This window comes from Maribacter algae, from assembly GCF_047345745.1.
In the GTDB taxonomy this organism is placed as follows: domain Bacteria; phylum Bacteroidota; class Bacteroidia; order Flavobacteriales; family Flavobacteriaceae; genus Maribacter.
The window spans coordinates 606,065-619,891 of record NZ_JBLFES010000001.1; the positions used below are offsets into that span (position 1 = coordinate 606,065).

At 38.6% G+C, this 13,827-nt stretch carries 13 protein-coding genes; 10 read left to right on the forward strand and 3 right to left on the reverse strand.

Translation table 11 applies throughout. The features are described from left to right. The first annotated feature begins 1 nt into the window (after position 1). The 10 genes from ACKWBX_RS02675 to ACKWBX_RS02720 all read left to right on the forward strand — a co-directional run bounded on the left by ACKWBX_RS02675 (position 2) and on the right by ACKWBX_RS02720 (position 11,219). Positions 2-3,064, forward strand: a complete 3,063-nt coding sequence (locus ACKWBX_RS02675; protein ID WP_413967099.1) for a DUF7133 domain-containing protein — start codon at positions 2-4, stop codon at positions 3,062-3,064. A gap of 4 nt (positions 3,065-3,068) precedes the next feature. Further along, the gene (locus ACKWBX_RS02680; protein WP_413967100.1) at positions 3,069-4,025 is read left to right on the forward strand and encodes a sugar phosphate isomerase/epimerase family protein; all 957 of its coding nucleotides are present in this window, start codon (positions 3,069-3,071) and stop codon (positions 4,023-4,025) included. A gap of 28 nt (positions 4,026-4,053) precedes the next feature. After that, complete coding sequence (locus tag ACKWBX_RS02685) at positions 4,054-4,371, forward strand: hypothetical protein (protein ID WP_413967101.1); 318 nt, start codon at positions 4,054-4,056, stop codon at positions 4,369-4,371. A 13-nt stretch (positions 4,372-4,384) separates the two neighbouring features. Continuing rightward, the gene (locus ACKWBX_RS02690; protein WP_413967977.1) at positions 4,385-4,576 is read left to right on the forward strand and encodes an acetolactate decarboxylase; all 192 of its coding nucleotides are present in this window, start codon (positions 4,385-4,387) and stop codon (positions 4,574-4,576) included. A gap of 211 nt (positions 4,577-4,787) precedes the next feature. Then, a complete protein-coding gene (locus ACKWBX_RS02695) occupies positions 4,788-6,089 on the forward strand; it encodes an MFS transporter (RefSeq protein WP_413967102.1) in 1,302 nt (433 codons plus the stop codon). A gap of 50 nt (positions 6,090-6,139) precedes the next feature. After that, positions 6,140-7,303 (forward strand): mandelate racemase/muconate lactonizing enzyme family protein, encoded by a 1,164-nt coding sequence (locus tag ACKWBX_RS02700; RefSeq protein ID WP_413967103.1) that lies wholly within the window; start codon positions 6,140-6,142, stop codon positions 7,301-7,303. 4 nt (positions 7,304-7,307) lie between these two features. After that, on the forward strand, positions 7,308-8,315 hold the full coding sequence (locus ACKWBX_RS02705; protein WP_413967104.1) for a PfkB family carbohydrate kinase: 1,008 nt from the start codon (positions 7,308-7,310) through the stop codon (positions 8,313-8,315). Further along, positions 8,312-8,941: a bifunctional 4-hydroxy-2-oxoglutarate aldolase/2-dehydro-3-deoxy-phosphogluconate aldolase gene (locus tag ACKWBX_RS02710; RefSeq protein ID WP_413967105.1), complete on the forward strand. Its 630-nt coding sequence runs from the start codon at positions 8,312-8,314 to the stop codon at positions 8,939-8,941. Before ACKWBX_RS02705 ends, ACKWBX_RS02710 begins: the two co-directional genes overlap by 4 nt. Further along, a complete protein-coding gene (dgoD, locus tag ACKWBX_RS02715) occupies positions 8,938-10,098 on the forward strand; it encodes a galactonate dehydratase (RefSeq protein WP_462043913.1) in 1,161 nt (386 codons plus the stop codon). The genes ACKWBX_RS02710 and dgoD overlap by 4 nt, the downstream gene beginning before the upstream one ends. A gap of 17 nt (positions 10,099-10,115) precedes the next feature. Further along, a complete protein-coding gene (locus ACKWBX_RS02720) occupies positions 10,116-11,219 on the forward strand; it encodes an SMP-30/gluconolactonase/LRE family protein (RefSeq protein ID WP_413967106.1) in 1,104 nt (367 codons plus the stop codon). Between the two features lie 251 nt (positions 11,220-11,470). Here the strand turns inward: ACKWBX_RS02720 and ACKWBX_RS02725 are convergent, their stop codons facing one another. The 3 genes from ACKWBX_RS02725 to ACKWBX_RS02735 all read right to left on the reverse strand — a co-directional run bounded on the left by ACKWBX_RS02725 (position 11,471) and on the right by ACKWBX_RS02735 (position 13,821). Beyond that, entirely contained in the window at positions 11,471-11,641 is a 171-nt protein-coding gene (locus ACKWBX_RS02725; protein ID WP_413967107.1) for a DUF6747 family protein, read from the reverse strand. Between the two features lie 432 nt (positions 11,642-12,073). Further along, entirely contained in the window at positions 12,074-12,844 is a 771-nt protein-coding gene (locus tag ACKWBX_RS02730) for a sugar phosphate isomerase/epimerase family protein (protein ID WP_413967108.1), read from the reverse strand. 71 nt (positions 12,845-12,915) lie between these two features. Continuing rightward, complete coding sequence (locus tag ACKWBX_RS02735) at positions 12,916-13,821, reverse strand: phytanoyl-CoA dioxygenase family protein (RefSeq protein ID WP_413967109.1); 906 nt, start codon at positions 13,819-13,821, stop codon at positions 12,916-12,918. Positions 13,822-13,827: the final 6 nt, after the last annotated feature.

The following is a 13,827-nucleotide window of genomic DNA, read 5'->3' on the forward strand; positions in this document are numbered from 1 at the left end:
TATGGAGAAGCATATAAGTTTGATTCTAATTTTACTGAGTTTTGTTGGATGCAAAGAGGAGATAATAAAGCAGCCTAGAAATCTTACGGTAGATGAAATTACGGATGATGAGGAGATAAAGAGTTTTATGAATTCTTTTAATAGTATGGGAATTCAAACGGATGGGTCTTTGAATATGCCTGCTGAAGAATCTTTGAAAAAATTTAAGATTGAAGAAGATTTGGCTATTGATCTTGTACTTTCCGAACCAATAATACATCAGCCGGTAGATATAAGTTTTGATCACAGAGGACGTCTTTGGGTAGTGCAATATAACCAATACCCGTATCCGGAGGGAGTCAAGGTCGTAGATCTTGATAGGCATAATAGAGCCATTTTTGATAAGGAGCTCAAGCCGCCCACGGAAGGAGAATTGGGAGCGGATAAAATTACTTTTTTTGAAGATACTAATGGAGACGGTACTTTTGATAAATCCACAGATGCCATAACAGGTCTCAACATTACTACTGGGGTCGTTTTGGGACGGAACAAGATATGGGTATTAACACCACCATATTTAGTAGCTTACCCAGACCCGGACGGCGATGGCTTGCCAAATGGAAAACCTGAAGTTCATTTAGAAGGTTTTGGCCTGGAAGATACGCACGCGGTGGCAAATAATCTGAGATGGGGTCCGGATGGTTGGTTGTATGGTGCTCAGGGAAGTACCTGTATCGCCAATGTAAGTTCCAAGAACAGTAAAAATGTGTACCTCAGTGGTCAGGGGATTTGGAGATATCATCCTGCGCACAAAATATTCGAAATATTTGCTGAAGGTGGTGGTAATACCTTTGACGTAGAATTTGATAAAAAAGGACGTGTCTATTCGGGAGATAACGGAACATCCAGAGGACTCTATTATAAACAAGGGGGTTATTATATAAAGAACTGGGGAAAACATGGCCCCCTAAGAAATCCGTACGCATTCGGTTTTCTACCGGGTATGGAACTGGTGGGGGAGAAATTCAGATTTACACATGCGTGGATCAAATACGAAGAAGAAAATTTACCGGAAAGATATCAAGGTAAAATTTTGGCGTTAAACCCGCTTCATAATTTTGTTCGTTTAACAAGAGTAGTCCCCAAAGGTTCTACGTTTTTATGTATTGATGAAGAAAAAGTACTGCAATCCGAGGATCATTGGTTCAGGCCGGTCGATATTAAATCCGGTCCGGATGGTGCCGTGTATCTTGCAGATTGGAACGATAGTAGAATGTCTCATGTAGACCCCCGTGATACATGGAGCAAGACTACTGGGCGTATTTATAGAATACGAAATAAGGAAGGCTTGCCAACGAAGTCATTTGATTTGAGCAAGCTAAATGATGATGAGCTCATTACATTATTACGGGATAAGAACAAATGGTTTCGTCAAGAGGCCTTGCGTCAATTTGGAGATAAAAAAAATACATCTATAGTACCTAAACTGGTAAAATTATTAGAGCAAACTACAAATGGTCAATTGGCCTTAGAAGCACTTTGGGCCATTAATCTAAGTGGAGGCTTTACGGATGAAATCGCGATCATGGCCTTGGAACATACAGACCCGTATGTTAGATCTTGGGGAATACGCTTGGTCGGGGATACCAATGAATCATCAAAAAAAGTGGCATTAAAATTGATTGATCGTGCTGGCAATGAAAAACATTTAGAAGTTTTGGGGCAACTAGCATCGACCGCAAAGAGACTTCCGGCCGCTACAGGAATTCCTATCATCAAAAACTTGCTAAAAAACACATCCAATCAAGAAGATATAGAAAACCAATTGTTTACTTGGTGGGCTATTGAAGCGCACGTGGAAAAAGGAAGAGAAGAGCTGTTGGCTCTTTTCAAGGACAAGGATTTATGGAATACCAAACTGGTCAAAGAGGTTATTTTGAGTAGGTTGGTGCAGCGCTATGCTATAAAAGGGACTTTTGAGGATTATAAGTCTTGTTTGAAATTATTGCAAATGACGCCTTCGGATATGCATTCAAAAATTGCGCTCACGGGTTTGCAAGAAGGTTTAAGGGGAAGGAATCTTTTAGAAGTACCTACGGACATTGTAAAAGTAATGGAAGAATTGCAATCTAAGTTTGGTGCGGGAAGATTAACCTCGGCATTGCGCAAGAATGAATCCGAAGCGGTAAAGGAGGTACTTGATTTATTGCCGAATACAAATGTGGACAAACTGGAACGGTTATCATATATCAAAGTATTTGGAGAGATAGATCAACCGCAAGCTATTCCTGTTTTGTTGAAAATTGCAAAAGACCATAAATATTCCACCGCTCTTCGTGAAGCTAGTTTAAAAGCCCTGAACCATTATGACAATGATGAAATTGGAGCGGAATTAGCAGAATCATATCCCTTTAAGTTAAGGGCGGATTTAGGATTGAGGAATGCGTCTTTTAGATTATTTGCAAGTAGGGCTACTTGGGCCCACGATTTTTTATATCGCATTACAGAGACAAGACAAGTAAAAAAAGAGGAAGTTCCTTTAGATATTGTACGGCAGTTCAAACTTTTGGGAGATAGCACATTAACAAAAAAAGTAGAAACTATATGGCCCGATGTAAAACTGGTTACATCAGAAGAAAAACAGATAGAGATTCAACGTATTGCCAATGCACTTTCTAACGGTAAAGGAGATATAGCAAACGGTAAAACCGTTTATAAGAATTTTTGTGCCAGCTGTCATGTTTTTAAGGAACAAGGAGGTGATATTGGTCCGGATTTGACAGGGTATGATAGGAGCAATCTAACTTATATGGTGCTCAATATTGTGAATCCTAATGCAGATATCCGTGAAGGATACGTGAATTACAAGATTGAAAAAAATGATGGACAAATTTTTGTCGGGATATTGAGAAACCGCACTGCAGAGAGTATTGCGATACAGCCTTTGGGAAGTGATGAAATTATCTTGGCTACAAGTGAAATTAAAAATATAGCTGCACAATCCAACTCGATCATGCCCGAACGTTTGTCAGAGGATTGGAGCGAACAAGAAATACGTGATTTATTTGCATACATCCAAAGCTGAATACATGAAGAAAAAAATAACAAGACGTAATTTTATAGGTAAAACCGCATTGGTTACGGCGGGAGCAGGTCTCGGAATTTCAAATGAGCTTTTTTCGAAAACATCAAAACCTTTAGGAGATGAGTTAAATATTCATGTGTTCTCAAAACACTTACAGTTCTTAAATTACAACGAACTGGCCCAAGCAGCGGCAGAGATTGGTTTTCAAGGAGTAGATTTGTCAGTTCGTCCAAAGGGGCACGTACTTCCTCAAAATGTTGCACAAGATTTACCGTTGGCAGTTCAAAGTCTTAAAAAAGTAGGGTTTGATCCTGTGATGATGACTTCCGGTATAACGGACGTAGATGACGTACATACTAGAAACGTGCTAAAAATAGCGGCTGATCAAGGGATTCGGTTTTATCGTTTGGGATACTATCATTGGACGGAGAATGGTTCTATCCTTGAAGATTTACGACTGATTAAGAGAAAAGTTGAGGAGCTGGCCAAACTCAATGAATTATATAGGATTAAAGGAGCATTTCAGAATCACGCAGGTTCTTTTGTAGGTGCATCTATCTATGAAGTACACAATCTTTTAGAAGGTTTGGACAATAAATTCATGGGATGTCAATATGATATTAGACATGCCAGTGTAGAAGGAGCACAGGCATGGCCAACACAATTAAGATTAATTGCGCCCAAAATAAATACCATTGTTATAAAGGACTATAAATGGTCAAGAGAAGGTAATCAATGGAAATTAATGAATGTTCCTATAGGTGAGGGGATGGTAAATTTTCATGAATATTTTAAAATGCTGAAAAAACACAAAATCAATGTTCCTGTTTCCATGCATTTTGAATACGATTTGGGAGGAGCTGAACATGGCATGACAAAAATTAATATTGATCAAAAGGAAGTATTCAAGGCAATGAGGAGAGATTTGAAAAAAGTTCAAGACTTGTGGAAAATGGCCTAAAAATCACAGAACAACTTCAAATGCAAAAATGAAAAAATACCGGCCCCTACTTTTTCTCTTTTTAGTATTATCTACCTTTTTAATTTTTGGTCAGGATGGAATCAATTTAGAATTTCCCAAAAAGCAAATTGAAAATGCACTAAAGGAAAACAGATCGGCTCCAATTATTATCAATTTTAAAATAGATGAAAAATTAGGCTCAGAAAGCTATCGCATCAAACCTTCTAAAAACAAGATGACCATTAATGGCGGTGACGGTAAAGGGTTGGACGTGTTGATTCCTAACCGGCCAATTTTTGAAAGGGAGAACTTTTCCGGTACTATGGTAGGTTTTTTTTTGTCCTGAATTTATTGGTGACATTAATGCGTCCGGTCATCATTTACATTTTGTTTCGGATGATGAGACCTTCGCAGGTCATGTGATGGAGTTTGAATCTAAAAATCTTAAAGTAGAGATTGACGAAATTCATGAATATAATTTTGTATTGCCACAAACCGAAGCTTTTCGCAATGTAGGTTTTGATAAAGAGTTTCAATACAAGAAAAACTAAAAATGATATTTTGGTTTCAGAACGCTTTTGAAAAAGAGTACATTTATTCCATTCTCTAGAATTGATACCAATGAAATAAGTATTAAGGCAATTAATTACTTTGATTTTTAAAAAACTTCTACCTAAAACTAAAAGTTGGATTTTTATAAATCGAAGTACGAAAGAAATAACTATTAAAATCACTGATAGACTAAACTATGAATCTAAATTGATGAATACCGCCAAACCAAAAACTAAAAAACGGTACAATATCTTGGCGATGATATTTTTTACTGTGGTAATCAACTATCTAGATAGGACAAACATGTCCGTTGCCGCTGCCGCTTTAAAAGAAGAGCTTGGATTGAATGCAATACAAATGGGCTATATTTTTTCGGCCTTTGGATGGACCTATTCGCTCCTGCAAATCCCGGGTGGAATCGTTGCCGATAAGGTTCGCTCTAGAATTCTATATCCTATCATCATGGCCTTATGGTCAATTGTAACACTGCTCCAAGGCGTGGTGAATTCTTTTATCGCATTAATCGGTCTAAGGGCCAGTATAGGCTTTTTTGAGTCACCTTCCTATCCGATCAATAATTTGATAGTTACGCGCTGGTTTCCCGAAAATGAAAGGGCATCGGCAATTGCGACTTACACTTCAGGACAGTTTTTGGGTCTGGCGGCACTTTTGCCTATATTAACGTTTATCCAAGATTCCTTGGGATGGCGCGGACTGTTTATCGTATCCGGTATTATTGGCTTGGTCTGGGCCGGGGTGTGGTACATATTTTATAGGGACCCGCAGAACCATAGATCTATGGACAAATCTGAGTTGGACTATATAGAAAAAGGAGGAGGTATTATTGATAAGGAGGGAGTGGTTCAAGAAAAAAAGAAATTTCAATGGTCGGATTTAAAGCAAGCCTTCATTTACAGAAAATTATGGGGCCTATATATAGGGCAGTTCTGTTTGGGAGCAACGACAGCTTTCTTTTTGACCTGGTTCCCGACCTATTTGGTAGAATACCGTGGACTGGATTTTATAAAATCGGGCTTCTATGCTTCGGTTCCTTACATCGCAGCTTTCTTTGGAGTGCTGTTGGCCGGGTTCGCTTCCGACTTTCTGATTAAAAAAGGATATACACCCGAAATTGCTAGAAAAGCACCTATCATTACGGGAATGCTTTTGTCAATAGCTATTATTGGGGCCAATTACACGGACGATACCTTTTATATTATCTTGTTCTTGTCCATTGCTTTTTTTGGCAACGGATTGGCGAGTATAGCATGGATTTTCATATCGCTCATAGCACCAAAAAATAATATGGGGCTCATAGGCGGGGCTTTTAATTTCATCGGCGGTTTGGCTTTTGTAATTGTTCCGGTAATCATCGGCTATTTGGTACAAGGAGGTGATTTTAGTCCGGCACTTTTTTTTATAGGCGCGGTGGCATTGATGGGCTTTTTTGCTTACACGCTTATCGTCGGGAAAGTTGAACGTATTTCACCGAAAGAAAATAGGGTTGTATAATAATTTTGAAGGATTAAAGATTCCATTTTTAGGAACAACATCAATTAACAATGAAAATAACCGATATAAAATCGTATCCTATTAACATAAAAGGGGGTGGGGTACAATTAGTAGTGAAAGTAGAAACAGATTCCAGTCTTTACGGATGGGGCTGTTCGGGGCTTTCAGGAAGGGAGCTGGCCGTTGTAGGTCTTATAAAACATTTTAGAAACCTTTTAATAGGTAGGGACCCGGGGCAAATTGGGGCCATATGGCAAACTTTGTATCGAGGGCAATATTTTGAAGGTGGACGCGTATTCACGGCGGCTATTTCGGCCATCGATATTGCTTTGCATGATATTAAGGGAAAGGCATTGGAAGTTCCCGTTTATGAATTATTGGGAGGTAAACAACGCGATTTTGTGGAGTGTTTTGCTTCGGTTAGGTTCACTACCAGAGATGAATTGTTGGAATATTCCAAGATTTGTGTGAAAGAAGGATGGACGGTTTTACGATTGGCCCCCGCGGAATTTGAATCGCAAGAAGACAAAAATAGGTTTGAACCTAGGAAATCCATCAACAAATTATCCAAATGGATCGTTGAACTCAGAAAAGAGGTAGGACCTGATATTGTCATAGGGCTAGACTATCATACTAGGCTAAATGCTGCGGAAACCTATTCCTTTATGAAGCGAATGCCGGAAGGCACTATTGATTTTCTGGAAGAACCTATAAGAGATGAGAATCCGGGAGCTTATCAAGCTTTACGAAATATGATCAATGTTCCTTTTGCCATTGGTGAGGAATTTTCCAGTAAATGGCAATTCATGCCTTTTTTGGAAAATGACATTGCTCAATATGCCCGTATAGATGTATGTAACGTCGGCGGAATTACAGAAGCTATGAAAGTGGCTTCCATGGCAGAAACCCATTATGTGGATTTAATGCCGCACAATCCGTTAGGTCCTATTTGTACGGCGGCCAGTATCCATGTGGCGGCGGCCTGCCCAAACTTTAGTTATTTGGAGGAGGTAAATACCCCGGCACAATATATGGGTACGAACGCACCTGATTTTTATCCCGTTCAACCTAAATTGGAAGGTGCTCGTTATAAAGTTCTGGATACTCCCGGATTGGGAGTGGAATTCAATGAGGAATTGGCGATGGCACAGGAATTTAAATTGGTGGATATTCCAAGATTATATAGAAATGATGGTTCTTTAACTAACTGGTAGTATTATGGGTTTTACAACTTTTGGGGAAATTATGCTTAGGCTTACACCGAGCAATCATGCGGGGAAAATCAATACCGCCCAATCTTTTGGGGTACATTATGCAGGTTCGGAGTCCAATGTTGCGAGTTCCTTGGCCATATTGGGAAATACCGTTCAATTCGTCACCAAAATTCCTTTGAACGGAGTGGGGGATGGGTGCATGATGTCACTACAGAACTTCGGAATATCAACAAAAAATATTTTGAGGGGAGGAGCAAGAATAGGAACTTATTTCGTTGAAATAGGATTGTCCATAAGACCTTCAAGTGTTATTTATGACCGTGCTGACTCAGCCATTAGCGCAATTCATCCAAATGAATTCGATTGGGAAACAATACTTAAAGGACAACAGTGGTTGTTCATTTCCGGAATTACACCGGCACTATCCAAAAACTGTGCGGAGGAAACCATAAAAGTAGCCAAGATAGCAAAACAAATGGGTGTTAAAGTGAGCTTTGATATGAACTTTAGACGAACCTTATGGAAGGATAAAAGTGATGCCAGAACTAAATTTGATGCGATTCTGGAGCATACGGATTTACTTTTTGGAAATGCAGGAGTCCTAAAGGATGTTTATGATATTGAGGCAAAAGGGAACAATACATTGGATACGACCTTGGATGCTTTGGAAACGGCGAAGAAGCAATTTGGACTTGAACAATTGGCATTTACCGTGAGGAATCATAATTCTGCAAGCGAAAATATACTTTCCGGTGTGTGTTCCATGAACGGAAAAACCATGGTTTCGAATAAGTATAGAGTCGAGATTATGGATCGTTTTGGTACAGGCGATGCTTTTGCAGCTGGATTTTTACATGGGCTAGGAAAGGAATGGGACGTAGATAAAACACTTGGTTTTGCAACTGCAGCCTTTGCCTTAAAACATACTATAAAGGGAGACCAGCATACCAGTTCGGAAAAAGAGATTATATCCATAATGGAAGGTAACACATCAGGACACGTAATAAGATGAAGAAAGAAACGATTTTAGATAAAATAGGAAAAGAAAAACTGGTCGTAGTCATTAGGCTATCTGAGCAAAAATATATTCCCGAAGTAATCAAAGCTTTGGTTACCGGCGGTGTAAAAGTTTTGGAAATCACCTCGAACACGCCCGGTTTTCTTGAGGAAATAAAAAATGCGAGAATTGCTTATCCTGATATTTTGGTGGGTGCCGGAACCGTTATCAATGCAAAAATAGCTAAAGATGCTATCGAGGCAGGAGCTCAATTTATAGTGACCCCCAATACAAATCCGGAAGTTGTAAAAGTATCGCACGATAATAATGTCCCGGTATTAATGGGCGCGCTAACCCCCACGGAAGTTTGTAATGCCGTAGCTGCCGGTGCGGATGTCGTAAAACTATTTCCCATAGCCAATATGGGGGTGAAATATTTCAAGGCCATAAAAGGACCATTGAGCAATGTAGCTTTCTTTGCCGTTGGGGGGATATCGCTGGAGAATATCCAAGAATGGAAAGAGGCCGGTGTTTCCGGTTTTGGTCTCGGCGGAAATTTAGTAAAACCGATTCATAATCAGCAGAACTTTGAGAGTATTGTATCACTTGCCAAAGAAGTTATAAAAACCATACACAAATGAGCAATTCCTTGTTAATTGAAAGAATAGAACTTTTTAAAGTACCACCAAGATGGTTGTTCCTCAAAATCACTACCAAAGAAGGCATCATAGGTTGGGGGGAACCTGTAGTTGAAGGTAAGGCTTCTACTGTGGAGGCCTGTGTAAAAGAGATGGAAAAATACATAATAGGAAAATCCGCTAAAAGTATTGAAGATATATGGCAGGTATTGTACCGTGGAGGATTTTACCGAGGCGGTCCTGTTATCATGAGTGCCATTTCGGGCATAGACCAAGCACTTTGGGACATTAAAGGTAAGGCTTTGGGTGTTCCCGTCCATGAGTTATTGGGAGGTGCCGTTCGTCATAAAATGAAAATGTATTGTTGGATAGGTGGCGATAACCCCGATGTGGTATTGGAGCAAGCCCATGAAAAAGTGAAAATGGGCTTTAAAGCCGTAAAAATGAATGCTACCGGAGGTATGGATTGGATAGCCGCTATGAAAGATGTGAAAACAGTTTCAAACAACATCAAATTGTTGAGGCAAGAATTCGGATACGATTTGGACATCGGTTTGGATTTCCATGGACGTGTGCATAAAGGCATGGTAAAACGGCTCATAGATGAGTTGGCTCCTTATGAACCGTTATTTATAGAGGAACCGGTTCTGAGCGAGAATAATGAAGCTCTTAAACATATCTATGATTACACCAGCATACCTATTGCTACTGGGGAACGAATGTTTTCGAGGTGGGATTTTAAACCCCTGTTGGAACAAGGCACGGTAGATATTATTCAACCGGATTTGAGTCACGCAGGCGGAATATCGGAAGTTAGAAAAATTGCAACTATGGCCGAAGCATATGATGTTACATTGGCACCCCATTGTCCATTAGGACCCGTTTCGCTGGCCTCTGCCTTACATGTGGATTTTGTGTCTGCAAACGCCATTATCCAAGAAAATAGTATAGGTATACATTACAATCAAGGTTTTGATTTATTGGATTATGTAGTCAATCCCGAGGTTTTTGACTTGCAAGACGGCTATGTGAAGCTCTTTGAAAAACCGGGACTTGGAGTAGAGATAAATGAAGAAAAGCTTAAAGAAGGCGTAAAAATAGGTCATGATTGGAGCAATCCCATATGGCGTGGAAAGGATGGAAATTTTAACGAATGGTAAATTCATATTTTAATAGCATGAAAAGAATCATAAGTCTGATAGTTTTATCCTTAGCTCTCGTAAGTTCTTGTAAAAACGAATCTAAAAAGGAACTGAGAAAAGCTATGAACAAGGAGGTGGTCTATTCCATATCGGAATTAAAGAATCAGCGGAACAACTGGCAAAAAAGGACAAAGTCGGAAATGGAAGCGATGTTCAAAATTGAAATTTTGGACAATGAAGCCTTGAATATTATTGACCCTAACACTAAAATAAATATTCTGGCAGACGGATTTACATGGACGGAAGGACCTGTTTATATAAAAAATGGAGATTATTTGCTGTTTTCGGATATACCCAATAACAAAGTATATAAGTTGAATAAAAAGTTGGATACTGTCACCTATTTGTATCCTTCCGGTTTATCCGGAACCGATTTCACAGGATCGGAACCGGGTTCCAATGGATTGTTGGTCAATACGGAAGGGCAACTGATATTGATGCAACACGGAAATCGTGCCGTTGCTAAAATGAATGCATCTATGTCCATTCCAAAGGCCGATTATGAGTTTTTAGTGGATAACTATCAGGGAAAAAAACTGAACAGCCCTAATGATGGCAATTTTGATGGCCAAGGCAATCTGTATTTTACAGATCCTCCTTATGGTTTGCCAAATGGATTGGAAGATGAAGGAAAAGAGTTGGATTTTCAAGGAGTGTATTGCCTGTTAAGGACAGGAGAATTAATGCTATTGGACAAGGATTTGAAATATCCTAACGGACTATGTCTCTCTCCCGATGGCAAAAAACTTTTTGTGGCAGTTTCCGATGTAGAAAATGCGGCCTACTATGTGTACGATATAGAAAGTCCGGGTAAAGTGAAAAACAAAAAAGTTTTTTATAATGTAGATTATATATTGGCCAAAGAAGGATACCATGGACTGCCAGACGGACTAAAGATCACTAAATCTGGATATGTATTGGCTACTGGACCAAAGGGATTGTTAATCTTTAATATGGAAGGAAAGTTGTTAGCGCGAGTTCATACAGGACAATTGACCGCCAATTGTGCGTTAGGAAAGGATGAGAAAACCCTTTATATGACCGCACACGGTTTTATTCTTTCTATGGATTTAATATAAACATGCGCCCATAATATTATAAAACCAAAGGCCAGACTTGTAAAGTCTGGCCTTTGATTTTAGTATGGTTTTATTTCAATACTTTCTTAAAATGCTTTTTTATATACATTACAATTGTAGTTCAATAAAAGAACCTGTCCAAGAGGAAGATGTCATTTTTGTGATTAATAAAAGAACAACAGCAACGAATATACAGCAAGCAATAGTAAACACTTTCTCATAATTTAACTTTAATTCCATTATTAAATTTCTTAAGCAATAACAAATCCTGTAAACAATCTATAGGCAAATGCGTAGAGCACAACGCTGAACATCGCAAGGGTAAACCAAGCAAAAGCTTTAAAATAGTTTCGGACTACATAGTTTCCTATGTTTCGGAAACCGTCGCTATAAATTTCTTTAAGTAGTAATACTGTTTTCATAAATAGGTCTTTATAATTTGTTCGACAAAGATTCTACTTGTTTTTAAAACTTATGATGTAATTCGAAAAACGACAAGAATTCATCGGTTAACGAACCATTTTGAACACTTAGTCAGAAATATTGACCGCTTGTAGAAAGTGTATACTTTCCTTGGAAAGGACAAAACGAAAAAAATATGGGATTAAAGCACTTGGATGTTCTTCGTAGAATATCGGAATTGGAAAACATTTAAACATTAACCAAAAAAACCTTCAACTAAAGTTGGATGTTTTAAGCAATCTGGACAGCCCAGAATTTTCGGGAGTACTGTTCCTGAAACGCTTTTTATCTAGGACCTGCGAAAGGGTCTTTTTTAAGCGAACTTTTGCTTAGGTTTAGCATTCAATGAAGTTCTGGATGCCAATTATTATAAAATTGTTTGAAATGATTTTTTAATTATACCTATCGTTTAAAAAACCTTTCATGTATAAATTAACATCCCATTGAGAGGTAATTGGCAGGCCTGTAAACGGCATCATAGTCATGTATGGAAAAGGACCAAATTCGGGGGAAATGGTAAATTCAGTGTTATCTTGGGATTTTTTTAATTCGATAATGGCATCCCACCAAGTTAAATGTGCCTCCAGGGCATATTTCCATTCAGGAGTACGAGGGTCGGGAATTTGCGGTCCTTCAGAAAAACCTACTCGAGCGTGCAAGTGATCGGTTCTAGTTATTGCTAATGCCACATGGTGCTGCTGGTCTTCGAGAAGCGATTCAGAAACATTACACCAATGCGAAAAATCGGCAGTAATTCTTAAATCTTTATTTTTTTCTAAATACTCTCGTATGATATGCGCGGCAAAGCTAAATTTTCCCCTGTGTGTTTCATGAATTACCTTAACATTTGTTTCTTCACTTATAGCTTTAGCCAAATTTAGAAACGCCATATTTTCTTCAAAAGTATAATGGTCTTTACCTGTTTGAATATTTACAAATTTCGGATTTATAGAGCACGCATTTCGCAGGTGGGCTTCATAAGTTTGTATACTTTGGTCAAAATCTCCTACTATGACACCGCCCCATAAAGCAATGATTTCCAAGCCTAATTTTTCAGCTTCGTTTACTATGATTTCTTTTTGATTTTCGTCGTATGGAAGAATAATTTCTGTACCGTCGTAACCTGCTTCCTTAATTTTTTCCAGAAAAACTTTATAATCCAAATGTTCGTTCCCCCAATAGGGACAGAAAAATTTCACCCTCATAGTTTTTATTTTGAAATAAGATTTAAATGTTAGCCTTCTCTCTGTAGTCTTTTACGTGAGGCTTCTGTATTAAAATCCATCACGTCGGGGCGCACAAATGGCTTGGATAAATCTACTGTTCCCTTATGTGCATAAGGATCTTTACCTGCAACCATAAAAATATCTCTGTTGTCGTGTGTAAAGTCTAATCTTCCATCCTGGTCCCAAGGCAACATCGTTTCTGCACTACTATAATGCCCTACTAATGCTCTACGAAAGCGACTATTGGACCTATTGGCCAAAGACATATGTAACAAATACCCGTGAAAAAAGATAACACTACCTTCAGTAACCTCTACTTTAATCATATCTTTTTCGGTATATGGCTTAATATCGGCCCTATCAACATCGGCAAAATTTGGATTCTCGTTCGGGATACGCTTTCTGATATAGCCTTCTTTATGCGATTTAGGAATTACCCAAAGACAGCCATTTTCTTCATCTGCATCTTCTAAGGCTATCCACGCGCCTATAAGTGATTTATCTCGGGTAGGTATAAAGTATTCGTCCTGATGCCATGATTGCCCTTTTTTACCGGGTGCTTTCATAAAAAGCATTGTTTGTAGGCATTTTACATTAGGACTGACAATTTTTGAGAGTACCTCAGCAATTTCATCACAGCTGGCATGTTTTTTCATTACATCGGAAACTTTATGCGGAAAATGTATGGCTGCATAACGTTTAAGTGTGTCTTCTATTGTATCATTTACTTCGACCGGTAAAACACCTTCGATTTCTCCAGATTTCCCCGTCACAATTTTAACGGCATCATCGTTGAGTTCATCAATACTCTTTTTATTCAATAGATTTGGTGCTACCAAAAAGCCGTATTCATTGTAGAATAGTATGTTTTCTTGTGTAACTTTTCCATTGATTATTGAATTAATTTGCCTCATCTCCTC